21 protein-coding genes are annotated in these 23,985 nt (G+C 67.4%); 8 read left to right on the top strand and 13 right to left on the bottom strand.

Annotation, left to right across the window (positions count from 1 at the left end):
* Positions 1-58 precede the first annotated feature (58 nt).
* Positions 59-448: a YraN family protein gene (locus ACRARE_RS01620; protein ID WP_432654659.1), complete on the bottom strand. Its 390-nt coding sequence runs from the start codon at positions 446-448 to the stop codon at positions 59-61.
* Positions 449-463: 15 nt separating this feature from the next.
* Positions 464-1,321: a 16S rRNA (cytidine(1402)-2'-O)-methyltransferase gene (gene rsmI / locus ACRARE_RS01625; protein WP_432654660.1), complete on the bottom strand. Its 858-nt coding sequence runs from the start codon at positions 1,319-1,321 to the stop codon at positions 464-466.
* Between the two features lie 107 nt (positions 1,322-1,428).
* On the opposite strand from rsmI, the gene ACRARE_RS01630 reads away from it, so the two are divergent.
* The 4 genes from ACRARE_RS01630 (at position 1,429) to ACRARE_RS01645 (ending at position 8,692) form a co-directional block, all read left to right on the top strand.
* Positions 1,429-2,682, top strand: coding sequence for a penicillin-binding protein activator (locus ACRARE_RS01630; RefSeq protein WP_432654661.1), 1,254 nt, complete (start codon positions 1,429-1,431; stop codon positions 2,680-2,682).
* An 81-nt stretch (positions 2,683-2,763) separates the two neighbouring features.
* Positions 2,764-5,526 carry a [protein-PII] uridylyltransferase gene (locus ACRARE_RS01635; protein WP_432654662.1) on the top strand — a complete coding sequence of 921 codons (2,763 nt, stop codon included), beginning with the start codon at positions 2,764-2,766 and terminating at the stop codon, positions 5,524-5,526.
* Positions 5,523-7,073, top strand: a complete 1,551-nt coding sequence (murJ, locus tag ACRARE_RS01640; protein ID WP_432654663.1) for a murein biosynthesis integral membrane protein MurJ — start codon at positions 5,523-5,525, stop codon at positions 7,071-7,073. The genes ACRARE_RS01635 and murJ overlap by 4 nt, the downstream gene beginning before the upstream one ends.
* A gap of 59 nt (positions 7,074-7,132) precedes the next feature.
* Complete coding sequence (locus tag ACRARE_RS01645) at positions 7,133-8,692, top strand: phospholipase D family protein (protein ID WP_432654664.1); 1,560 nt, start codon at positions 7,133-7,135, stop codon at positions 8,690-8,692.
* 16 nt (positions 8,693-8,708) lie between these two features.
* On the opposite strand, the gene ACRARE_RS01650 is transcribed toward ACRARE_RS01645, so the two are convergent.
* Positions 8,709-9,401 carry a rhomboid family intramembrane serine protease gene (locus ACRARE_RS01650; protein ID WP_432654665.1) on the bottom strand — a complete coding sequence of 231 codons (693 nt, stop codon included), beginning with the start codon at positions 9,399-9,401 and terminating at the stop codon, positions 8,709-8,711.
* A gap of 113 nt (positions 9,402-9,514) precedes the next feature.
* Here ACRARE_RS01650 and trpS point away from each other — a divergent pair, with 113 nt between their 5' ends.
* Together trpS and ACRARE_RS01660 are read left to right on the top strand one after the other, a co-directional pair.
* A complete protein-coding gene (gene trpS / locus ACRARE_RS01655; protein WP_432654666.1) occupies positions 9,515-10,564 on the top strand; it encodes a tryptophan--tRNA ligase in 1,050 nt (349 codons plus the stop codon).
* Between the two features lie 377 nt (positions 10,565-10,941).
* Complete coding sequence (locus ACRARE_RS01660; RefSeq protein WP_432654667.1) at positions 10,942-11,811, top strand: branched-chain amino acid aminotransferase; 870 nt, start codon at positions 10,942-10,944, stop codon at positions 11,809-11,811.
* A 51-nt stretch (positions 11,812-11,862) separates the two neighbouring features.
* On the opposite strand, the gene ACRARE_RS01665 is transcribed toward ACRARE_RS01660, so the two are convergent.
* The 3 genes from ACRARE_RS01665 to ACRARE_RS01675 form a co-directional block, all read right to left on the bottom strand.
* Positions 11,863-12,573, bottom strand: coding sequence for a GNAT family N-acetyltransferase (locus ACRARE_RS01665; RefSeq protein WP_432654668.1), 711 nt, complete (start codon positions 12,571-12,573; stop codon positions 11,863-11,865).
* 126 nt (positions 12,574-12,699) lie between these two features.
* On the bottom strand, positions 12,700-13,992 hold the full coding sequence (locus ACRARE_RS01670) for a DUF1501 domain-containing protein (RefSeq protein ID WP_432654669.1): 1,293 nt from the start codon (positions 13,990-13,992) through the stop codon (positions 12,700-12,702).
* Positions 13,993-13,994: 2 nt separating this feature from the next.
* Positions 13,995-15,386 (bottom strand): DUF1800 domain-containing protein, encoded by a 1,392-nt coding sequence (locus tag ACRARE_RS01675; protein WP_432654670.1) that lies wholly within the window; start codon positions 15,384-15,386, stop codon positions 13,995-13,997.
* A gap of 144 nt (positions 15,387-15,530) precedes the next feature.
* Between ACRARE_RS01675 and ACRARE_RS01680 the strand changes: the two genes are divergently transcribed.
* The gene (locus ACRARE_RS01680; protein ID WP_432654671.1) at positions 15,531-16,349 is read left to right on the top strand and encodes a PI-PLC domain-containing protein; all 819 of its coding nucleotides are present in this window, start codon (positions 15,531-15,533) and stop codon (positions 16,347-16,349) included.
* Between the two features lie 118 nt (positions 16,350-16,467).
* Here the strand turns inward: ACRARE_RS01680 and ACRARE_RS01685 are convergent, their stop codons facing one another.
* The 7 genes from ACRARE_RS01685 to ACRARE_RS01715 form a co-directional block, all read right to left on the bottom strand.
* Positions 16,468-16,737, bottom strand: a complete 270-nt coding sequence (locus ACRARE_RS01685; RefSeq protein ID WP_432654672.1) for a DksA/TraR family C4-type zinc finger protein — start codon at positions 16,735-16,737, stop codon at positions 16,468-16,470.
* 92 nt (positions 16,738-16,829) lie between these two features.
* Complete coding sequence (locus ACRARE_RS01690; protein ID WP_432654673.1) at positions 16,830-17,468, bottom strand: hypothetical protein; 639 nt, start codon at positions 17,466-17,468, stop codon at positions 16,830-16,832.
* 19 nt (positions 17,469-17,487) lie between these two features.
* Positions 17,488-18,210, bottom strand: a complete 723-nt coding sequence (locus ACRARE_RS01695; protein ID WP_432654674.1) for a haloacid dehalogenase type II — start codon at positions 18,208-18,210, stop codon at positions 17,488-17,490.
* A 143-nt stretch (positions 18,211-18,353) separates the two neighbouring features.
* Positions 18,354-19,589, bottom strand: a complete 1,236-nt coding sequence (locus tag ACRARE_RS01700) for a class I SAM-dependent methyltransferase (RefSeq protein WP_432654675.1) — start codon at positions 19,587-19,589, stop codon at positions 18,354-18,356.
* A 456-nt stretch (positions 19,590-20,045) separates the two neighbouring features.
* Positions 20,046-20,576 carry a hypothetical protein gene (locus tag ACRARE_RS01705; protein WP_432654676.1) on the bottom strand — a complete coding sequence of 177 codons (531 nt, stop codon included), beginning with the start codon at positions 20,574-20,576 and terminating at the stop codon, positions 20,046-20,048.
* Positions 20,573-20,956, bottom strand: a complete 384-nt coding sequence (locus tag ACRARE_RS01710; RefSeq protein WP_432654677.1) for a hypothetical protein — start codon at positions 20,954-20,956, stop codon at positions 20,573-20,575. Before ACRARE_RS01710 ends, ACRARE_RS01705 begins: the two co-directional genes overlap by 4 nt.
* Positions 20,953-21,975 (bottom strand): COG3904 family protein, encoded by a 1,023-nt coding sequence (locus tag ACRARE_RS01715; RefSeq protein WP_432654678.1) that lies wholly within the window; start codon positions 21,973-21,975, stop codon positions 20,953-20,955. Before ACRARE_RS01715 ends, ACRARE_RS01710 begins: the two co-directional genes overlap by 4 nt.
* A 205-nt stretch (positions 21,976-22,180) precedes the next feature.
* Between ACRARE_RS01715 and aspS the strand changes: the two genes are divergently transcribed.
* Positions 22,181-23,962: an aspartate--tRNA ligase gene (aspS, locus tag ACRARE_RS01720; RefSeq protein WP_432654679.1), complete on the top strand. Its 1,782-nt coding sequence runs from the start codon at positions 22,181-22,183 to the stop codon at positions 23,960-23,962.
* Positions 23,963-23,985 lie beyond the last annotated feature (23 nt).

The following is a 23,985-nucleotide window of genomic DNA, read 5'->3' on the forward strand; positions in this document are numbered from 1 at the left end:
CACCCGACAGGTGATGGCCCATCCCGGCCCGCTCTGCAATGGGGTCCGCGCCCCTGGCTCAGGCGGCCATGCTCACGTTTTCGAGGATTTGCACCGCGCCCTGGCCATCGACCAGCGCCACGTCGACGCGCATCTCGACGAAGGGATCGCCCTGCTGGCCCGCATAGACCTCGGCCGCGCGCATGATGCGGTGCAGCTGCGCCCAGTTCACCCGTTGCGCGGCATGATCGAAGGTCTTGCCCGCCTTCACCTCGACGAAGACCAGCCGCGCCCCCTCGCGCAGGATCAGGTCGATCTCGGCCCCGGCGCCGCGCCAGCGCGCAGCCGCGAGGCGGGCGCCCAGGTCACGATAGTGGCGCAGCGCGCAGTCCTCGGCCGAGAGACCCCGCAGATAGGCCTGATGCCCCCGGTCAATCCGCGGATTTCGAAACTCCAGCACCTCGGCCATGGGTCGCCCTTTCGGTCAGCCCTTCGCCATCTTGAGGGCCATTTGATACACCTTGCGGCGGGGCAGATCGAATTGCGCGGCGACCTGATCGGCCGCATCGCGCACCGACAACTCCTGCAACGCCGCGCTCAGGGTCGTTTCTAGATCCGACTCGCTAAGAGTTTCTGAATCGCCACGATCCATCAGCAAGACGATCTCGCCGCGCGGCGGATCGGTTTCGCAACTGGCGGCCAGCTCGGCCAGGGTGCCGCGCCGCACCTCCTCGAACCGCTTGGTCAGCTCGCGGCAGAGCGCCCCCTGGCGGTCCGGCCCCAGCACCTCGGCGGCATCGGCCAGCGAGGCCGCCACCCGGTTGGGGGATTCGTAGAAGACCAGCGTGGCCCGGGTGGCGCGCAGATCCATCAGCGTGCTGCGCCGCGCCCCCTGGGCCGAGGGCAGGAAGCCCGCGAAGAGAAACCGGTCGGTCGGCAGCCCGGCCAGGGTCAGCGCGGTGATCACCGCCGAGGCCCCCGGCGCCGCCGTCACCGCCAGCCCCTGCTCGCGCGCCACATGGGCCAGGTCATAGCCCGGATCGGCGATCAGCGGCGTACCCGCCTCCGAGGCATAGGCCACCGATTTGCCTTCCGCCACCGCCTCCAAGAGCCGGGCGCGGGTCTTCTCGCCGCTGTGATCGTGATAGGCCAGCAACGGGCGCTGCCCCAGCGGGATCCCGTGGATATCCATCAGCTTGCGCAGCGAGCGCGTATCCTCGGCCGCCAGCACATCGGCCGAGGCCAGGATGTCGAGCGCCCGCAGGGTGATGTCGCGCGCGGTTCCGATCGGCACGGCCACCAGGTAGAGACCCGCCGCCAGTTTGACGCTTTCGCCATTCATTACTGGACCCTCTGAACGATAGGTTTATTATTTCCGCGTAACGACTTTCCGCCGCAGATTTGCGCCCCAGGGGCGATCTGGGGCCGCCTGGACCCGAGGAGATCCCCATGTTCGCTCTTTTGAGCGCCGCCCGCAAGGCACTGACCGGACAGACCCGGACCGAGCACCGCCCCGCGACCCTCGCCGCCCCTGGCCCGCGCCACAGCCGCCGCGCCCTGGCGCTGGCCCTGCCCGCCGTGGCCCTGGTCGCCGCCTGTCAGCCCATTTCCATGGGCGGCAACACCGGCCCCAGCATCAACACCCAGCGTCCGGTCCCCGTGGCCCTGCTGGTGCCGCGCGGCTCGGGCAAGGATGGCGATGCGATCCTGGCCGCCAGCCTGGAAAACGCCGCCCGCCTGGCCGCGTCAGAGCTGAACGGGGTGCAGATCGACCTGCGCGTCTATGACACCCAGGGCAGCGCCGAGGTGACCGCCGCCGTCACCGGCCAGGCGATCAGCGATGGCGCCAAGGTGATCCTGGGCCCGGTCTATGCCGCCAATGCCAATGCCGCCGGGCGCGTCGCCGCCGCGCGCGGGGTCAACGTGCTGGCCTTCTCCAACAACCCCGAGATCGCGGGCGGCAACGTCTTCATCCTGGGGCCGACCTTCCAGAACACCGCCGACCGGCTGACCCGCTACGCCGTGGGCCAGGGCCGGTCGCGCATCGTGCTGGTCTCGGGCCAGACGCCCGAGGGTCGCGCCAGCGCCGCCGCCGTCGAATCCGCCGCCCTGCGCAACGGCGCCTCGGTCGTGGCCTCGGTGCCCTACGAGTTCTCGCAGACCGGCGTCCTGAACGCCGTGCCGGCCGTGCGCGATGCCGCGGGCCGCGACGCCGCCAATGCCGATGCGATCTTCCTGACCGCCAACACCGCAGGCGCCCTGCCGCTGTTCAGCCAGATGCTGCCGGAGAACGGTCTGGGCCCCGACAAGGTGCAGTATATCGGCCTGACCCGCTGGGACATCCCGCCGCAAACCCTGGATCTGCCCGGCGTCCAGGGCGGCTGGTTCGCCCTGCCCGACCCGGGCCTCAGCGCCCAGTTCAACAGCCGCTACACCGCCGCCTACGGCACGGCGCCGCATCCCATCGGTGGCCTGGCCTTCGACGGGGTGGCCGCCATCGGCGCCCTGGTCCGCCAGGGCCGCAGCGACGCGCTGTCGACCGCGGGCCTGACCCAGGGCTCGGGCTTCCAGGGGGTCGGCGGCGTCTTCCGCCTGCTGCCCAACGGTACGAACGAGCGCGGCCTGGCCGTGGCCACGATCCAGGACCGCCAGGTCGTGGTGATCGACCCGGCGCCGCGCAGCTTCGCGGGCACCGGCTTCTAAGGCCCCCGGCCCGCCTCCAACCCGCCCGGCCCCGGCCCCGCCGCCGGAGCCGGGCGCCCCAGCCTCCTGAACGGACGCCCCATGGACAAGACCCTGACGCTGCCGGACGACCTTATTCGTCCGGCGGAAGACATCCTGAACCCCGCCGCCCTGGCCCGCGAGCTGGAGGCGATCCGCGCCGCCACCGCCGATCCGGCCCAGGCCCGCGCCCAGGTGATCGCCACGCTGAACACCGCCCGCACCGAAGGCATGGCGCGCATCGCCGAAGGGTTCGAGGCCGATCCCTTCGCCGCCCGCAAGACCACCCGCGCCTATACCTGGCTGACCGATTGCATCCTGCGCGAAGTGCTGGAACAGGGCCGCGCCAGCCTGCCCGCCGCCCAGCAGACCGCCCTGGGCGATTTCGCCATCTGCGCCGTCGGCGGCTATGGCCGGGGCGAAATGGCGCCCTTCTCCGACATCGACCTGCTGTTTCTGACCAAAAGCCGCATCACCCCGGCGCTGGAGGCGCTGATCGAGGCGATGCTGTACCTGATGTGGGATCTGCATCTGAAGGTCGGCCATGCCAGCCGCACCATCCGCGACTGCCTGAAGCTGGGCGGCGAAGACTACACCATCCGCACCGCGCTGATGGAAACCCGGTTCCTGGCGGGCGACGCGCCCCTGGTCGATCAGCTGAACGACCGGCTGTGGTCGGATCTCTTCAAGGGCACCGAGAAGGACTTCATCGAGGCCAAGCTGGAAGAGCGGTTCAACCGCCACCAGAAACAGGGCGGCCAGCGCTATGTGGTCGAACCCAACGTGAAAGAGGGCAAGGGCGGGCTGCGCGACCTGCAATCGCTTTACTGGATCGGCAAATACGTCCACGGGGTGCAATCGGTCAGCGACCTGGTGCGCCTGGGGCTTTTCACCCGCGAGGAATACGAGACCTTCCAGAAGGCCGAGGATTTCCTGTGGGCCGTGCGCTGTCACCTGCACCTTCTCGCAGGCCGCCCGCAGGATCAGCTGACCTTCGACATGCAGGTCCAGGTGGCCGAGCGCATGGGCTACAAGGACAAGGGCGGGCGCCGCGGGGTCGAGCATTTCATGCAGGCCTATTTCCGCCACGCCAATTCGGTGGGCGAGCTGACGCGGATCTTCCTGACCCAGCTGGAGGCCGAGAACGTCAAGGGCGACGCGGTGCTGGAACGGGTGTTCCGCCGCAAGCCCAAGATCGGCTCGGATTACGAGGTGGTGCACGGCCGCCTGGCGGTGAAGGACGAGGCGCATTTCCTGCAAGACAAGCTGAACCTGCTGCGCCTTTTCGACGAGGGGCTGCGCACCGGGATGCTGCTGCACGCCGACGCCATGCGCATGGTGCACGCCAACCTCGACATGGTCGACGACCAGATGCGCGAGGACCCCGAGGCGGCCAAGATCTTTCTTGGGACGCTGTTGAAACACGGCAACCCCGAACGCGCCCTGCGCCGGATGAACGAACTGGGCCTGCTGGGCACCTTCCTGCCCGAGTTCGGCCAGATCGTCGCGATGATGCAGTTCAACATGTATCACCACTACACGGTGGATGAGCATACGATCCAATGCATCCGCAACCTGGCGCTGATCGAGCACGGCGACCTGGAAGAGGAACTGCCGGTCGCCTCGACCATCCTGGCCGAGGGGGTGAACCGGCGCGTGCTTTACGTGGCGCTGCTGCTGCATGACATCGGCAAGGGCCGGGAAGAGGATCACGCGGTGCTGGGCGCCAAGATCGCCCGCAAGGTGGCGCCGCGTCTGGGGCTGACGCCCGAGGAATGCGACACGGTGGAATGGCTGGTGCGCTATCACCTGCTGATGTCGGACATGGCGCAGAAACGCGACCTGGCCGACCCGCGCACGGTGCGCGATTTCGCCAAAGCCGTGCGCTCGCGCGACCGGCTGGACCTGCTGACGGTGCTGACCGTCTGCGATATACGCGGCGTCGGCCCCGGCACCTGGAACAACTGGAAGGCGCAGCTCTTGCGCACCCTCTACCACCAGACCCGCCGGGCGCTGGAAACCGGGCTGGAAGAACTGAACCGCACGCATCGCGGCCAGGAGGCACAGCGCAAGCTGGTGGAACATCTGACCGGCTGGACCCAGGAAGAGACCGACCGCGAACTGGCCCGCCACTATCCGCCCTACTGGCAGGGCTTGCAGACCTCGACCCAGGCGGCCTTTGCCGAGATGCTGCGCGATCTGCCGGTCGACGAGATCCGCATCCGCCTGCACGCGGACGAGGATCGCGACGCCACCCGCGCCCTTTTTGCCATGGCCGACCACCCGGGCATCTTTGCCCGGCTGTCGGGCTCGCTGGCCCTGGTCGGCGCCAACGTGGTGGACGCGCGCACCTATACCACGGTCGATGGCTACGCCACCGCCGCCTTCTGGGTGCAGGATGCCGAAGGCAGCCCCTATGAGGCCTCGCGCCTGCCCCGGCTGACCCAGATGATCCACAAGATCCTGCGCGGCGAACTGGTCGCCCGCGAGGCGATGCAGGACCGCGACCGGATCAAGAAACGCGAACGCGCCTTCAAGGTGGCGACCTCGGTCGCCTTCGACAACGAGGGGTCGGAAATCTACACCATCATCGAGGTCGACACCCGCGACCGCCCCGGCCTTCTGTATGACCTGACCCGCACCCTGGCGGCCAGCAACGTGCAGATCTCTTCGGCCGTGATCGCCACCTATGGCGAGCAGGTGGTCGATACCTTCTACGTGAAGGACATGTTCGGGCTGAAGCTGTTCTCGACCTCGAAACAGAAGGCGCTGGAGGCGAAGCTGCGCGAGGCGATCGCCGCAGGCCAGGAAAGGGCGCGCGCGTGAACCCCATCCGCCTGGTCTCGGGGATCTTCACCGTGGGCCTGTGGACCATGCTCAGCCGCGTGCTGGGCCTGGCCCGCGACATCATCATCCTGGCCGTGCTGGGCACCGGCCCTGTCTACGAGGCCTTCGTGGTGGCCTTCCGCCTGCCCAACATGTTCCGCCGCTTCTTTGCCGAAGGGGCGTTCAACATGGCCTTCGTGCCGATCTTCTCCAAGAAGCTGGAAGGGGACGACGCGCCGCAACGCTTCATGAACGAGGCCTTCGCGGGGCTGGCGACGGTGCTGATCGTGCTGACGGTGCTGGCCCAGGTGGCCATGCCCTGGCTGATCCTGGGGCTGGCCTCGGGGTTCGCGGGGGACGCGCAATACCCGCTGGCCGTGGCCTTCGGGCGCATCGCCTTCCCCTATATCCTGTTCATCTCGCTGGCGGCGCTGCTGTCGGGGGTGCTGAACGCCGCCGGGCGCTTTGCCGCCGCCGCCGCCGCGCCGGTGCTGCTGAACGTGCTCTTCGTGGGCACCGCCCTTCTGGCCCAGCCCCTGGGGCTGGATCTGGGCTATGCGCTGATCTGGGCCGTGCCGGTGGCGGGGGTGGCGCAGCTGGCGCTGCTCTGGGTCGCCGCCGCCCGGGCGGGCTTTCACATCCGCCCGGCCCGGCCGCGCCTGACCAAGGATCTGAAACGGTTGATCCGCATCGCCATTCCCGCCGCCCTGGCGGGGGGCGTGGTGCAGGTCAACCTGCTGGTGGGCCAGCAGGTGGCCAGCTATTTCGACCGCGCGGTCGGCTGGCTGTTCACCGCCGACCGGCTGTATCAGCTACCGCTTGGCGTGGTGGGGATCGCGATCGGCATCGTCCTTCTGCCCGACCTGTCGCGCCGCCTGAAGGCCGAGGATCACGCCGGATCGCGCGCCGCCCTCAGCCGCGCGGGCGAACTGGCCCTGGCCCTGACCCTGCCCTGCGCCGTGGCGCTGGTGGTGATCCCGCTGCCCATCGTCTCGGTCCTGTTCGAGCGGGGCGCGGCGCGCCCCGAGGACAGCGCGGCCATCGCCCTGGCGGTGGCAGTCTATGGAGCGGGCCTGCCGGCCTTCGTGCTGCAAAAGGTGCTGCAACCGCTGTACTTCGCGCGCGAGGATACCCGGCGGCCCTTCAACTATGCCCTGCTGGCCATGGTCGCCAATGCGGTGATCGCCATCGGCCTGGCCCCGGTGATCGGCTGGATCGCCTGCGCCCTGGCCACGACGCTGGCGGGCTGGGTCATGCTGGCGGCGCTGCTGGCGGGCACCGGGCGCATGGGCGATGTCGCGCGCTTCGACGCCCGCTTTGCCAAACGCGCGCCGCGCATCCTGGCGGCCTCTGTGGTGATGGGCGCAGTACTTTGGCCCGCCCGGCTGGCGCTGGCCCCCTGGCTGGCCGCCGATTACATCCGCTACCCGGCGCTGGCCCTGCTGATCGCCATCGGCTGCGGCGTCTATTTCGCCGCCGGTCCCCTGCTGGGCGCCTTCCACCTGTCGGATTTCACCGGCGCGGTGAAACGTCGCAAATCGGGCTGAAACCCAAGGGCCGGTCGCGGCGTTAGGTCAGCACTGCCGCCTCGACCGCCCAGGAGCCCATGCCCAAGGATTGCCGCCATCGCCCGGACCTGACCCCGCTTGTCACCGCGGCAGAGATGTTTCCCGCCCTGGAAACCCTCTGCCTCGGCGCCGGGCGCGAGATCCTGATGTCCTTCCGCATTCTGGATCCACGGACCCGCTTGCGCAGCCCAGAGGCCGAGGCCCTGGGCCTGACCACCTGGGCCGAGCTGGTCGCCTATCAGGCGGCAAAGGGCGTGAAGGTCCGCCTGCTGATCGCAGATTTCGACCCGGTCTTCGCCCCCGACCTGCACCGCGACGCCTGGGATGCGGGCACGGGATTTGCCGCCGGGCTGATGGCAGAGGCCGCACCCGAGGGCGCGGCAGGGTTCCACGGCGCCGAGGTGCAGGTGGCCCAGCATCCGGCCAGCGCCGCGCCGCTGTGGCGGCGGATCTTCGGTCGTTCGGTCTCGGACGCGGTGGCGGCGCTGCGCCAGCGCAACCCCGAACGGCTGACCCCGCCGCAATTGCAGGCCCTGTCGGGGGCGGTGACCCTGCGCCCCGCCTCGCTGCACCAGAAATTCGCCGTGGTGGACGGGCGCCGGGCGATCATCGGCGGGCTGGACGTGGACGAACGCCGCTGGGACGACGAGGCGCACCGGCGGCGTGCCGAAGAGACCTGGCACGATGTCTCGCTCCAGGTCGAGGGGCCGGTCACCGCCGACCTGCGCCGCCATTTCGCTGATTGCTGGGACCAGGCGCGGCAGGCCCAGGCCGCCAGTTTCGCCGCGACCCCGACCCCGGTGCAGACCACCGCGCCCCTGGTCGAGAGGCACCGCGCGCCCCTGGGTCCGCGCCTCTTGCGCACCCGATCCGAGGCGCGGCGCGGGCCGCTGCGCCTGGGGCCGAAGCCCGCGACCACCGAACATGAAGAGGCCCATCTGGCCGCCTTCGACAGCGCCGAACGGCTGATCTATCTGGAAAGCCAGTTCTTCCGCCACATGCCCCTGGCCCGCGCCCTGGCCCGGGCGGCGAAACGCGCGCCCGATCTGAACTGCATCCTGGTGCTGCCGACCGAACCCGAACGGGTGATCTTCAACGGCGACCGCAGTATCGACGCGCGCCATGAACTGGCGCTGCAACTGCGCGCCCTGACCCATATCCGCCGCGCCTTCGGCGACCGGCTGGCGCTGGTCGCCCCGGCCCAGCCCCGCCCGGCGCCGCGCCACACGCCGAAACCGCTGCATGGCGCCGGGGTGATCTATCTGCATTCCAAGGTCACCCTGGTGGACGACACCCTGGCCATCCTCGGCTCGGCCAATCTGAACGGGCGGTCGATGCGGTGGGACACCGAGGCCTCGCTGCAATTCCACGATGCCGCGCAGATCGCCGACCTGCGCGCCCGGCTGATGCAAAGCTGGTTGCAAGACCGGATGAAGGGCATGGGCGACCCCCAGGACGCCCGCGCCTGGACCCGGCTGGCCCAGGAAGAGGCGGCGCGCGACCCAGAGGACCGCCGCGCCCATATCCTGCCCTGGCCCGAGGCGCGCAACCGCCGCCTGGCTCGTTTCCTGCCCGTCCTGCCGTCCGAGATGTTCTAGGCCGGACGCGCCCCCCTCAGCGGTGGCGCAGCTTCGCCCGCAGCCGGGCAAAGCCCCCGGGCAGCAACAGCGGCGCCAGGGCAAAGCCTAGGACAAAGGCGGTGATCTCGGCCACCCAGGCCATGCCGGTGTCGAAGAACAGCCCGAACAGCAGCTGGATCCCCATCAGCATCCCGATCAGGCGGAAGGCCATGACCTGGTTCTGCCCGACCGCGCGATAGTAGATCGACAGCATGTAGCTATAGGCGCCGATCATCCCATAGGCGGGCGGGAAGGCGCCATAGAGCGGGTCGGTCTCGGGCGCCACCAGGCCAAAGACCAGCGCGCCCCCGATGGTGGTGACCAGGAACAGCACGATCAGCCCGGCGGGCTTCATCGCCTCGCCGACAAACTTGCCAAGCGCCAGGAACATCACCCCCGCGATCAGCGCCGACTGGAAGGCGCCATGGACGAAGGGATAGGTGACGAAGCGTTTCAGCAGCTCGGGCGCCAGATCCCCGGTGGCCAGCATGTAATCCAGGAAGGCCGGCGAGAAGGCGTAGTCCTGCAACGCCCCCAGGCGCCAGCCGATGGCCTGCGGGCCACCGATCAGCCCCGAATTGCCCAGCGAAAAGACCCCCTCGATGCCGATGATGGCGATGAAGATCACCACGATCACCGGCGAGACGGGGTTCACCGGGCTGTCGTCCGGGCGGTGGTCGTCACTCATGGGGGCATCCTTTGCTGCTTGCGCCCGGGGCTGCCTGCTGTTGACGCCCCATTGGGGCATGGGTAAGCCAGCGCAGACGAATTTTCCAGACGCCGCTGACAGGAGTGCGGATGATGTCCGACGCCACCGAGACCAAGACCACGAAATTCCAGGACCGGGTGTTTTCCGGGATCCAGCCCTCGGGTGGGCTGACCCTGGGCAACTACCTGGGCGCCATGCGCCGTTTCGTGGACTGGCAAGAGCGCGGTCTGAAGGAAGGGTTCGAGACCATCTTCTGCATGGTCGACCTGCACGCGATCACCGTCTGGCAGGATCCGCAGGCGTTGCGCCGCCAGACCCGCGAACTGGCCGCCGCCTATATCGCCTCGGGCCTCGATCCCGAAAAGTCGATCCTGTTCAACCAGTCCCAGGTGCCCGAACACACGCAGCTGGCCTGGATCTTCAACTGCGTGGCCCGCATGGGCTGGATGCAACGAATGACCCAGTGGAAGGACAAGGCGGGCAAGAACGCTCAGGCCGCCTCGCTGGGCCTGTTCGCCTATCCGGCGCTGATGGCCGCCGACATCCTGATCTACCACGCCACCCACGTCCCCGTGGGCGAGGATCAGAAGCAGCACGTCGAACTGACCCGCGACATCGCGGCCAAGTTCAACCACGACTACGGGCAGGACTTCTTCCCGCTGACCGAGCCGGTCATCGAGGGCACCGCCACCCGCGTCATGAGCCTGCGCGACGGCACCCGCAAGATGTCCAAGTCCGACCCCTCGGACATGGCGCGCATCAACCTGACCGATGACGCCGAGGCGCTGGTGAACAAGATCCGCAAGGCCCGCACCGACCCCGACGGGCTGCCGTCCGAGGCCGAGGGCCTGGAAGGCCGTGCCGAGGCGCGCAACCTGGTGACGATCTATGCCGCCCTGGCGGGCACGGATGTGGACGCCGTGCTGCGCGATTTCGGCGGCAAGCAGTTCTCCGAGTTCAAGCCCGCCCTGGCCGATCTGGCCGTCGACAAGCTGGCGCCGATCTCCACCGAGATGGCCCGGCTGATGCAGACCCCCGACGAGATCGACCGCATCATCGGGCGCGGCGCCGAAAAGGCCCGCGAGATCGCCGCGCCGATCCTGCGCGACACCTATGAAATCGTGGGCATGATCCAGTCCTGACCCCGGGCCGGGCCCGCATGGCCCGCCCCCTGGCAGACCTGCCCGTCAGACACAGCGGCACCCGTGGCCCCCGCAAGGGCCGCGGGTGTTGCCATTTCATGGGCCCCCTCGGCCCGCCCGTCACCGAAGTGTTTCATTGCCCGGCTACCCTAGGGTCAAGGTTCTAGTGGAGAGTCGGATCACCCCCCCGATCTGCCCCTCGCAAATCCTTTGCTATCCCTTTTCAGCACCTGACCCCCGGCCTTCGGGCCGGGGTCCATTCCGCCCGAAGTTCGCCCGGCCCAGGGTGCAGGCGCGGCGCCGCGCCTGTGCGCTGGCGCCCCTTCCCTCCTCCGGCGCATGGGTCTATCCCTAGGGCCAAGCGACCACAGGAGACGATGATGGCAGGCGAGATTCACACCTTTTTCGACGGCAGCTGGTATCAGGGCGACGTGCCCGTGATGAAGGCCGGGGATCATGGCGCCTGGCTGGGCTCGACCGTCTTCGACGGGGCGCGGATGGTGAACGGGCTGATGCCCGACCTGCGCCCGCACCTGGAACGGGTCAACCGCTCGGCCGAGGCGATGATGATCAAGCCGACCTACAGCGTCGAGGACATGATCGCCCTGGTCCGTGACGGGCTGAAGAAATTCGCCACCGGCGAGGCGGTCTATATCCGCCCGATGTACTGGGGCATCACCGGCGAGGAAAGCGTGGTGGAACCGGCCTTCGGCGGCGGCACCGGCTTTTGCATGGCGCTGGAAGCCATGCCCATGCCGGCCGAGGATTCCGCCGCGACCCTGTGCAAGACGCGCTTCCGCCGCCCGACCCTGGACACCGCCGTCTGCAACGCCAAGACCGGTAGCCTTTATCCCAACAACGGCCGGATGCTGGCCGAGGCGCGCGCCCGCGGCTTTTCCAACGCGCTGGTCACCGACCAGCTGGGCAATGTCGCCGAAAGCGCCACGGCGAATATCTTCATGGTCAAGGACGGCGAGGTCTTCACCCCGATCGCCAATGGCACCTTCCTGTCCGGCCTGACCCGGGCGCGCCACATCAAGAACCTGCGCGCCGATGGCGTGACGGTGCATGAGGCGGTGCTGACCTATGCGGATTTCGAAGGCGCCGACGAGGTCTTCCTGTCCGGCAACTTTGCCAAGGTCACCCCGGTCAAGCAGTTCGAGGACACCCATTACGAGATCGGTCCGATGACCAAGCGCGCGCGCGATCTCTACTGGGACTGGGCCAAGAGCGACATGGCGCTGTAACCCCCGGCGGGGGCGTCGCGATACGCCCCCTCCCCCGGCCCTGCCCGGGCCTCAGACCTCGGGGTCCGAGGCCACCCGCACCAGGCGGGTCAGATCCGACAGGCGTTCGCGCTGACGGCCCTCGGCATCGAAGTTCGACGGGCTCAGCCAGACCGCATAGGCCTCTTTCAGGGCGGGCCAGTCGCCATCGGTGATGGCGAACCAGGCGCTGTCGCGGTTGCGGCCCTTCACCACCATATGCTGGCGGAACACCCCCTCATAGCTGAACCCCAGACGCTGCGCCGCGCGGCGCGAGGGCAGGTTCAGGGCGTTGCACTTCCACTCATACCGGCGATAGCCCGCCTCGAAGGCCCAGTTCATCATCAGCACCATCGCCTCGGTGGCGGCCACGGTGCCCTGTAGGGCCGGGGCGAAGGTGATATTGCCGACCTCGACCGAGCCGTTGGCGGGCACGATGTTCAGGTAAGAGGCCACGCCCAGCGGGCCTTTCTGCCGGTCCTCGATGGTCAGGAATACCGACGGCCCCTCTTCGACCGAACGCACCCAGCGGTGATATTGCGGCGCCGAATGGAAGGGGCCCACGGGCATGTAATCCCACAGCCAGTCCTGATCGCCGAAGGCCGCGTGCAGCAGGCCCGCATGGGCATCGGCGCGCAGCGGGCGCAGGCGCACATGGCGCCCCTCCAGCGTCAGATCGCGAGGCGGGGCGGGCGGGGCCTGCCAGTTTTCGACCGGCGGCCCGACGGGGCGATCCTTGCTCATTCTCCGTCTCCCTTTGCGGTGCCCTGTCCCCGGGCGCGCTAGACTTCGGGAAACGATAGGAAAAACCTTGCCGCATGGGAAGGGCCAGAGCGGCGGCGCAGCGCCGAAATCGCCCGCCCGCCTGCCCTACAGCACCAGCCGCGCCGCGTGGCCCATGTCGAGGCCGGGAAAGACCTGCCCCTCCAGCACCGCGCGGCCCAGCCCGAAGAGGCCCTGCATGACCCCCGCCGCATGGGCGCGCACGTCGGTCAGGGGCATCAGGTCGCGGCGGGCGTACAGGTCGGCCTCGGCCAGGCCGGGCCAGCCGCCCGCCACCTGGCCGCCGCGCAGCGCGCCCCCCGCATAGATCATCAGCCCGGCGGTGCCATGGTCGCTGCCCCCGGTGCCATTCAACCGCGCGGTGCGGCCGAACTCGGTCATCGCCACCACCGCCGTCTTGCCCCAGACCGCCGGGCCCAGCTCTGCCTGCAAGGTCAGCAGGACCGAGGCCAGGTTTTCCAGCGGGCCTTGCAGGGTGCGATGCTGCGCCGCGTGGGTGTCCCAGCCGTTGATCGAGAAGGTGGCGATGCGCGCCTCGGCCCGCAGCTTTTGCGCCGCGAAGCGGGCCAGGGCGTCATAGCCGCCCGCGCCGCGCGCCGATTGCGCCGCCTCGGCCAGAGCCTTGCGCGCCGCCTGGGCCGCGCCCGGGTCCATCGCCGCACCCTCCATCCTGGCGCTGTCCGCCATGTCCATCATCTCGCCCATTTGCAGCATCTCGCCCGCGACGTCGCCCGGGGCCACCAGCCCCGACAGCACCAGCGCCTCGCCCAGGGCGTCGCGAAACAGCGGGTCGTCATGGGTCACCATTTCCAGCAGCCGTTCGGTCTGCGGGCTCAGCGTCAGGGCGGCATCGGGCGACCAGTTCGACACTGGCGCGGCGCCCGAGGTCAGCAGCATGTCGCCCCGCCCGATGGTATAGGTCGTCTCGGCCTCGATGCCGGGCACCGCCTGCAACATGCGGTTCAGCCAGCCGTCGCGCGCCTGGCCCACCCCCAGGGTGCCCGCCTCCAGGATGTCCTGGCCGTCGAAATGGCTGCGCTTGTCGCGATAGGGGGTCGAGGTGGCGTTGACGAAGCCCAGCTCGCCTGCCTGCCAAAGCGGCGCCAGGGGGGCCAGGGCCGGGTGCAGCTCCCAGGCGCCATCCAGGGCCACGCCGGTCCCCGCGCCGCGATCCGGGCGCAGGGCGGCAAAGTTGGGATCGCTTACCGGGCGCAGCGCATCCAGACCGTCCAGCGCGCCGCGCAGGATCAGCACCACCAGGCGCCGGTCCCAGGGGGCGGCGGCAAAGGACATCGGCGTGATCAGCGGGCTGGCCGCCGCCGAACAGCCGATCAGCGCCGAGCGCCAAAGGAAATCGCGTCTGTTTACCCTGTTGCCCATGGTCACATCCTTTGGAAAGCGGGGGCGGCGAAGGCCAGCGACAGGCCCTCGATGCGGGTCTGGGCGGCGGCGACGGCAAAACGCAGCCCCTCGGGCGCCAGGGGGCCCAGGGCGGTTTGCAGCACCTCGCGCGGGTCCGGCACCTCGTCCAGCAGCAAAAGCGGCGCCGAGGTCAGCCATTGCAGCCGCGCGGCGTAGCGTTGCGGGGTGATCCAGGCGCCGTCGCCCTCGGGCCAGCCATCGGGCCCGTTGGGCTGTTCCCAGGGCTGCCCCATCTGCGCCAGGGGCGCAGCAAAGCCGATGTTGAACCCCTTTTCATTGCCAAGGGGCATCTGCGCGGCCCCCACATCCAGCGCCCGCAGGACCGAGCCGATGAAATCGACGGGCTGTTTCACATTGCCCGCCAGCGGATTGGCCCAGGCCGCCGGGTGGTCCAGCAGCACCGCATAGACCTCGGCCAACTGGCCCTCGGTCTCGGCGTAGCGGGCGGCCATGTCGGCCACCAGCGCCTCGGGCGGGTCGTCGGCAACGAAATGCACCGCCAGCTTGCGCGCCAGATGGCGGGCGGTGGCGGGGTGGCGGGCCAGATCCTCCAGCGCGGCAGTGACCTCGGCCAGTTGCGGCGGCTCGGCCCCGCCATAGCTCTGGCCCAGCACGGTTTCCGGCCCCGGTTCCGCATAGCGGGGCTGGAAGACGAAACCGCCCTCGAAGGTGAAGCTGAGCCCGGTCAGCAGCTCCGCCAGCTGGCGCACGTCGTCCTGGGTATAGGGGCCATCGACGCCCAGGGTGTGCAGCTCCATCACCTCGCGGGCCAGGTTCTCGTTCAGCCCGGCACGGCCGCCCCGGCGTTTCACCTCGGGCGCATTGGGGCCGATGGAACTGGCCTGGTCGAGGTAGTGCAGCATCATCGGCGCGGTGGTGGCGGCGATCAGCATATCGGCAAAGCGCCCGGCCAGATGCGGGCGGATGGCGTTTTCGGCGAAGGGGGCGACACCGCGGCGCGGGATGCCGAACTTGCCGCGCACGGTGAAATGGTCGGCCCAGAAGGCGGTCAGCCGCTCGCGCAGCCCGTCGGGGGTCTGCGCCCGGCGCAGGAACATCTGCAAGACCCAGTCGGCGCGAGCCTTGCGCGCCGCCTTGTTGTGCAGGTTCTGCTCTTTCTTCGCCGCGCGCAGGGCCTCGTCCGTGCGGGCGGCCTTGCGGATCTCGGTCAGCTCCGCCGCCTCGCGCAACCGGGTCTGGAACCCGGGCCAGTCCTCGATCGGGAAGGCCTGGGCGGCCAGGTCGGGACCGGACAGACGGGCCAGCATCCGCGCCGCAGAAGGGGCCGGATCCTGGCGCGGCGACAGGCCGGTGCCAAAGCGGATCTCGGCAAGGTGGGGGTCATAGGCCATGGGCAGGATCCCGGTTGAGACAGGGCGCAGCCTAGCACGCCCTGCGCCCCTTGGGCAGCGGACAAACCGCCCCGGTCGCGGCACTGTTACATCGGACGGGCATAGGGTTGCACAGGATTGCAATACCCCCCGAAAGGACCCCCGATGCGCCTTTTCCCCGCCCTCTTGTCCGCCCTTCTGGCCCTGCCCCTGACGGCTCTGGCTCAGCCCCTGCCCCTGCCGCTGATCGGCGCGGCGCATTCCCATAACGACTACCGGCAGGTCCAGCCGCTGGATCTGGCGCTGGAGGGGCAGTTCGCCTCGGTCGAGGTGGATCTGTGGCTGCGCGACGGCGCGTTGATGGTGGCCCATACCGCGCCCGAGATCACGCCGGGGCGCACCCTGCAAAGCCTCTACCTCGACCCGCTGCGGGACCGGGTGGCGGCCAATGGCGGCTGGGTCTATGCCGGGCAGGACCGCCCGCTGATCCTGCTGATCGACCTGAAATCCGAGGGCCCCGCCACCTATGCAGCGCTGAGCCGGGTTCTGGCCGAGTATCAAGACATGATGATCTGGTGGCAGGAGGGCGTGGCCCAGCCCGGGGCGATCCTGCCGGTGATCACCGGCAACGAACCCCAGGCCCTGATCGCCGCCGAGGCCCCCCGCCGGGCCGCCATCGACACCGCCGTCGCCCTGCCCGAGGGCCTGTCGCCTACCCTCGCGCCCATGGCCAGCGAGAAGTGGCGCAACCATTTCCGCTGGGACGGGGACGGCCCCATGCCCGAGGCCGAGCTGGCGCAGCTGCGCGCCCTGATCGCCGCTGCCCATGCCCAGGGGCGCGTGCTGCGGTTCTACGCCACCCCCGACCTGCGCGGCCCGGCCCGCGACCGGCTGTGGACCCGGCTGCTGGACGAAGGGGTGGACCTGATCAATACCGACGATCCGCGCGGGCTGGCGCGGTTCCTGGCGGCCCGAGGGGAATAGGCGGGGTCTATCGCCCGTGCCCGTGCGATGCCTCCCTAGCGGGGATATTTTTGGCAATGAGAAGAGGGGGGGGGGCAGCGCGGGCAAGCCCCGGCTGAGACCTCCGCCAACGGGGCGGCTACTTCAGCTGGCTGTCCTTCGAGCCGCGCCGGTTGATGCCGCCGCGCCGCTCGGGGCGACCGTCGCGTTCCATCTGGCAATCGATGCACAGTTTCACCCCCGGGATCGCCTGGCGGCGTTTTTCGGGGATGGGTTCCTCGCATTCGGCGCAATGGGTCAGGCTTTCGCCCTGCGGCCCCTTGCGGGCCTGCATCCGTTTCAGCTCATCGCTGATCGAAGCTTCGATCTGTTCGCTTACCGCGCCGTCGCGCGCCCAACCACCGGCCATGGGGCCCTCCTATTGCGGGATCCGGGAAGGGTAGCGGGGGTGGGGCGGGATGGGAAGGGGGGCGGGCGATCAGGGTCTCGGGCGGGCCGGGATCAGCCCCATTCCCCAGACCAGCTGTTATAGGCGATGACATGGGGAAACTTGGGCAACGGGTTCACCGGTGTTTCGCCATCTTCCCCATCGAAGAACCGCGAGTAGATGACCACGCAGTCCTCGGGAACGCTGTTGCTGAGCGATTGGTTGAACCTGGGCTGGAAATAGGAAATCAGCGCCTGTTCCGCGACCCGAAGGTCGGTATGGCATTTCGTCCCGCGTCGACCACCGATGCCCCGGGTCACGATCTCCCCGCAGAAGAATTTCGTGTTGTCGGGATGGGCCATTTTCTCGTGATTGTTCATACGCGTCTGCGGGCGCCCCGTCAGCCCCACGTAGTTCAGGGTGTTCCCCTTGCCCAAGCCCATGTAGAGGCAGCGCGTACCCTCGGGCCATTCCTTCATGGCAAGGCGCAACTCGTCCTTGCTGGTGTAAGGTCCATACCAATCCACGATGACGGCTACTGGCATTCTGGCGACCTCCCCCGGTTTCGTCTTTTCTTCGAGACAAACATGCGGATGGGTATCTTTCAAGCTTTCACGGGCAGTTCCGCCTGCCTTCTCGGGCGGCCAGACACGGCGGGTGCCCCGTTCCGCGCCTTGGCAGGCTTGGGCGCGCAGGCCGCTGACAGCCTGCACCGAGGCGCCCCCGCGCCCCCTACCCCGCCAGCTCGGCCTTATGCGCCTCGACCATCTCGGCCATGGAGTTGAAGCGGAAATCATACTGCGGCATGTCACCGGGGTTCATCGTGGCGCCAAAGCCCTCCTGGGCGTGGCGGCGGTAAATCCAGGCGTTGGTCAACCCGTGGCGATTGGCGGGCTGGTGGTCGTGGAACATCGACTCGGCGGTGTGCAGGATGTCGGCCTTGCCCAGTCCGACGCGCGCCAGATGTTCCAGCATATACTCGAAATTGCGGTCGGCGGGTTTGTAGCTGCCCACGTCCTCGGCGGTGAAGACATGGTCGAAGGTCACACCCAGCTTGGCGTTGGAGAACTTGAACGAGGCCGCGTCGACATTGGACAGCACGCAGAGCTTGAAATGCTGCTGCAGATAGGCCAGCGCCGCGGCGCTGTCGGGGAAGGCGGGCCAGTGTTCGACGCTCTGGCCATAGGTCAGGCACTCTTCCCAGGTGACGGGGATCTGCCATTCCTCGGCCAGGCGGCGATAGACCGTGGCCAGCAGCCGGGTATAGGGCATCGCCGGGGTCCAGCGTTGCTGGGTGCTTTCGTGGAAGGCGTGGGCCTCCAGGATGCGGTCGCGGCCCAGGGGGGTGGCCAGGCGGTCGGTCAGCGGCTTCAGCCCGGCGACCATGCCGCTTTCCCAGTCGATCAGCGTTCCGTAGACATCGAAGGTCAGGATCTTGAAGTCGGAAAGGCGCATGGCGGGGGTCCTTCTGTCACAGCGTCGCCCCGGTGTCGCCCCGATCCGCCCCGAAGGTCAATGGCCCGCGCCGCCCGTGCCGCGGCCCCGGGACGGGCGGGCCTGTCCCTTGGGCATCCGGCGGCGCGCCCGGCGCCCGGCGATCACTCGGCGGCGCTGCGCTCGGTCCGGGCATCGCCGCGATAGAGATAGTCGCGGGTCAGCGGCACCGCTTCCTGGTCGCGGGCCAGCTGGACCTGGAACACCACCTGGTCATTCATGCGGAAGGTCAGCTCGCAGGCGATCAGGTAAAGGCGCCACATGCGCACGAAGGCGTCGTCATAAAGCTCGCGCGCCTTGTCGGCGTTCTGCATGAAGCGGTCGTACCAGTGTTTCAGCGTCTCGGCGTAATGCAGGCGCCAGACCTCGACGTCGCAGGTCACCAGGTGTTCTTTCTCGATCGCCGCCGCCATCTCGGACAGGGCGGGTACATAGCCGCCGGGGAAGATGTACTTGGAGATGAAGGCCGCCGTCACCGTGGGCGGATCGCTGCGCCCGATGGTATGGATCAGCGCCACGCCCTGGGGCGCCAGCAGCTGTTTCACATGATGGAAATACTCGCGGTAATGGGGCACGCCCACATGTTCGAACATGCCAACCGAGACGATCCGGTCGAAGGTCTCGTCCACGTGGCGATAATCCTGAAGGCGGAACTCGACCTGGCCCTCCAGCCCGGCCTCCTTGGCCCGTTGCACCGCGATGGCGTGCTGTTCCTTCGACAGGGTGACGCCCACCACGTTGACGCCGTAGTCGCGCGCCAGGGTCAGGGCCATCCCGCCCCAGCCACAGCCGATGTCCAGCACCCGCATCCCCGGCTGCAACAGCAGCTTGCCCGCGATATGGTGCTTCTTGGCCGCCTGCGCCTCTTCCAGGGTCATGTCGGGGCGGGCGAAATAGGCGCAGGAATACTGCCGGTCCTCATCCAGGAAGAGATCGTATAGCTCGCCCGACAGGTCGTAGTGATGCGCCACGTTTTCCTGCGCCTTGCCCACCGGGTTGAACTGGGCGATCCGCCGCAGCAGGCGCCGCCCGCTGGACACCGCCTTGTGCAGCCGCCCGCGCACCGCCCCCTCGCTGCGCAGGTTGATCATCGCCAGGGTGATGATGCCGTAGATATCTTCGTCCACCAGCTCCAGTCGGCCATCCATATAGGCCTCGCAGAAGGCCAGCTCGATATCGGAGATCATCTTGCGCGGCAGATCCGGGTCTTTCAGCACCACCGCCACCTCGGGGCCCGCGCCGCCGCCAAAGCTTTTGCGCGTGCCGTCGGCAAAGGTGACCTCCAGCCGTCCCTTGCGGATGGCCCGATCCAGGAATGAAATCAGTATTGAATCCCACATAGCGTTCTCTCCCTCGAAAGGGTCCTCATGTCGTGATGCGGTCGCGGCGGGGCGGTCACGTCAGACACGCGCCCCCCGGGCAGGGTGCGGGCTGCAAGCGGGGCCAGGGGCCGGACCGGTCGCGCTGCCAGCATGGCAGGAGTTAATAAAAGATGTAAATCGCATGAATGCGTATGCAATGTGTATGAAAGCACAAATGATTGGTTAACGGGCGCACCAAGCCTGCTTGACCCGCGCCCCCCTTCGGCGGCGCAGCTTTTGCGCGAAACACGGTGGCGGCGCGGCACGGAAACGGGCGTCGGGCCCAAGGGGCGGGCCCTCACGCTTCCCCAAGGGCAGGACAGGCGCCCCCGCCCGGCCCCTTGCTTCCTCGTCGCCCTTTTCCTGACGCCCTCCGTCACAGCCCCCTGCGCCGGTACCCTTCGTACACTTCTACCTGTCCCCTGGGCGCTCCCTTTACGGAGCCGTAGATCGACAATCAGAAGTCGCTGCGAAAAATCTAAGCCCTGCTCCAAAAGCCAAGCGATCCTGTTGTCTCTGTATGGTCTCTATGAGGGATCCATGCAGGCACATCAGCGTATGAGAGGGACCAGCAAACTCTTGCGAAAGCAGCAGACTATCGCAAACACTGGCCTTCGCGCAGGCAGCAGCCGCATCAAGGAAGCCAACCAGGTTGGTGAAACTAGAAATGAACTCTTTTCCCCCCTCTGCATGAACGATCCGGTCGGACAAGGCCGCCGTCACCTCTTCTCTGTTCGGGAGGGCGAAAATCTGGGCTAGGTCATAGTCGAACCAGCTGGAGCTGACCCGGTTGTAGCTTTGCCGAACCGGATCTGTCTGGAACTGAAGAATGTATTGCAGGCTGGCTTCTTGACGATCACGCGCACTGTTTCTGCGATACTCGGCAGCACCAAGTGCAAGCGCAAGGATGCCCACGAAAATTCCGGTTGCTTCGACAATCCGGAAAATCCGTTCCGCCCGCATCATTCGCAGGGCCTCTTCGGAAGGCCGGACCAGTCGGCATCCTGCTCGATCCGATCGGCGGCAAGGCAGTTCAGCTCCTGCTTGCTGAACACGACAGCAGGGGAAGGGGTCACATAGCGCCCTCTAAATACGGCCTTCTCATTCATCTCTTCGCCGCTGTTGGTCACCAAGTCGGAAAGGTTGGTGCTTACGTCTGGGCAGCGGCTCAGGACGATTACAACCGGGTCGCTGGGCGCCGCGCGGAGCGCATCGAGGTTTTCGATCAGGCACTGGGCCCATTCGGACCTGATGTACCAGTACGTGTCGGGGGTATGCTGAGCCGTCGCCGAAGTGCCGATCAGGACAGAAAGGCCTGAGGAAAACAAAGCGGACCGAGAAATCATTTCAGGCTATCCAGTCGTGTGGGGCCGGGCAGAAGCATGTAATGGCTGCGCGAAGTGTACCTTCGGTTCCATCTGTTCGTGAAGCCGCTATCGTATCTAACCCCGGAGTTCTTCTCTGGAACAGGATAGCAGTCCTCGGTCGTGTCTCCCTCGGGGTAGAGTTGAAGATGCCAGCTGCCACCAGTGTTCTTTGGGACAAATTCCTGAAGCGCTTCGACGGTATAGGCAGGTGCGTCTTCGCCAACGGCCCAATGAACGGCATTGTAGCAAAGCAAGAACAACCCTTGGCTTGGGTCGATTTCGGGTCTCTGGATGGCCAGTTCGATTTCCCACCGTGCGACCTGATTGACCGTTTCGACCATCATCATCTTGTCAGGGGGCGTCAGCAGCATCTCGATCAGCAGGGACACCGGAAGAATGGGTTCACGCGACTGATCGCCCGGCTTCACGGTCGCAAAACCACGCAGCGCCCTTGTCAGATCCGCCAAGGCAGTGCCGTAAACCTGTTCAGCAGTCTCTTTTGAGTAGGTCGTGTCAGGCAAGGTGATCGACGGCGCGTGGAAACCAAGCTGTGCACCCGGACGAAGAATTCGGTACGCTTGCTTACCGACATCAGAGTATCCGCCACTCATGAAGATGATCGCGCAGGCCGAGAGACAGGATTGATCCTTGTCGACCATGGTGACGAAACGGCGGTCTATGTACTCCGCAATACGAACGGCCTCGGCAAAGGAGCCACCCTTGCTGTCAAGGCACAGGATAGCTGGGGCTCCGGTCGAACCAGACTCCAGAGCGTGTTGAAGACGTTCCAGGTCGCCGGGCTCGATTGGACCCGACAGTTTATACCGGCAAGCAAGATCTACCGGGTTTTGAAGAGTCTCAAAGATCGCGTTAGAAGCCGCATAATCATGTGGTCCGACGTAGGGGCCAATAAATTCTATCTCGGCTGCCCTTGCTGAGCGAGGCAACAGAAGGCCAGCCGTGAATGCGATCAGCATAAGATAATAGAGAAAACGCATCTCGAAGACCCAGCGGCAAATTGTGGAACTCAAGCTAGATGAACCTCCACCCGCGAAGCAAAAGCTTTTACGACTATCGGAGCCTGTCGAGGCGCTTTCCTCTGTCTCCCTTGACTTTCCGGGCGCTTCGGTGTGAACCGGCGCAAGCCTTATCTCCGGGTCCTGACGGTCCGGACACCGCCCGAAAAGACGAAGAGGACACGAGATGCATTCCTACCGCAGCCACACCTGCGCCGACCTGACCAAGGCCAATGTGGGCGATACCGTTCGCCTGTCCGGCTGGGTGCACCGGGTGCGCGATCACGGCGGCATCCTCTTCATCGACCTGCGCGACCACTACGGCACCACCCAGGTGCTCTGCGACCCCGACAGCGCGGCCTTTGCCGAGGTCGAGAAGGTCCGCTCCGAATGGTGTATCCGCATCGACGGCGAGGTGAAGGCCCGCGACGAAGGCCTGGTGAACCCCAAGCTGCCCACGGGCGAGATCGAGGTTTTCGTGCGTGACATCGAGGTGCTGGGCGCCGCGAAGGAACTGCCGCTGATGGTCTTCGGCGATCAGGAATACCCCGAGGAAACCCGCCTGCGCTATCGCTACCTGGACCTGCGCCGCGAGGCGATGCAGCGCAACATGACCCTGCGCTCTGACGTGGTGGCCGCGATGCGCCGCCGCATGTGGGACAAGGGCTTCCGCGAATACCAGACGCCGATCATCACCGCCTCCTCGCCCGAGGGCGCGCGCGACTTCCTGGTGCCGTCCCGTCTGCACCCGGGCAAGTTCTACGCCCTGCCCCAGGCCCCGCAGCAGTTCAAGCAGCTGCTGATGGTCTCGGGCTTCGACAAGTATTTCCAGATCGCGCCCTGCTTCCGCGACGAGGACCCGCGCGCCGACCGTTCGCCCACCGACTTCTACCAGCTGGACATGGAGATGAGCTTCGTCACCCAGCAGGACGTCTTCGACACGATCTCGCCGGTGCTGGCGGGGATCTTCGAGGAATTCGGCGGCGGCAAGAAAGTCGATGCGCCCGAAAGCTGGCCGCAGATCAGCTATGCCGATGCGGCGCTGAAATACGGCAGCGACAAACCCGACCTGCGCAACCCGATCGAGATGCAGGTGGTCTCCGAGCATTTCGCCGGCTCCGGCTTTGCGATCTTCGCCAAGCTGCTGGAGCAGGAAGGCACCGAGATCCGCGCCATCCCCGCGCCGACGGGCGGCAGCCGCAAGTTCTGCGACCGCATGAACGCCTTCGCCCAGAAGGAAGGTCTGCCCGGCATGGGCTATATCTTCTGGCGCGACAAGGACGGCGAAATGGAGGCCGCAGGCCCCCTGGCCAAGAACATCGGCCCCGAGCGCACCGAGGCGATCCGCCAGCAACTGGGTCTGGGCGTCGGCGATGCGGCCTTCTTCCTGGGGGGCAAGCCGAAGTCCTTCGAGGCCGTCGCGGGCCGGGCGCGCAACGTCATTGGCGAGGAACTGGGCCTGACCGACCAGAACCGCTTCGCCTTCGCCTGGATCGTCGATTTCCCGATCTACGAAAAGGACGAGGAAACCGGCAAGCTGGACTTCGAACACAACCCCTTCTCGATGCCCCAGGGCGGCATGGAGGCGCTGGAGGGCGACCCGCTGGCGGTCAAGGGCTTCCAGTATGACCTGGCCTGCAACGGCTACGAGCTGGTTTCGGGCGCGATCCGGAACCACAAGCCCGAGATCATGTTCAAGGCCTTCGAGATCGCGGGCTACGGCAAGGAAGAGGTGCTGAAACGCTTCGGCGGCATGGTCAACGCCTTCCAGTACGGCGCACCGCCCCACGGCGGCTGCGCGGCGGGCATCGACCGCATCGTCATGCTGCTGGCCGAGGAAAGCAACATCCGCGAGGTCATCCTCTTCCCGATGAACCAGCGCGCCGAGGACCTGATGATGGACGCCCCCTCGGAACCGCTGCCCGAGCAGCTGATGGAGCTGAACCTGCGGGTCATCCCGCAGGAATAAGCCCCGGCCCACAGGGGCCGCAT

The sequence above is a fragment of the Pseudooceanicola aquaeponti genome (assembly GCF_050897975.1).
GTDB lineage: Bacteria > Pseudomonadota > Alphaproteobacteria > Rhodobacterales > Rhodobacteraceae > Pseudooceanicola.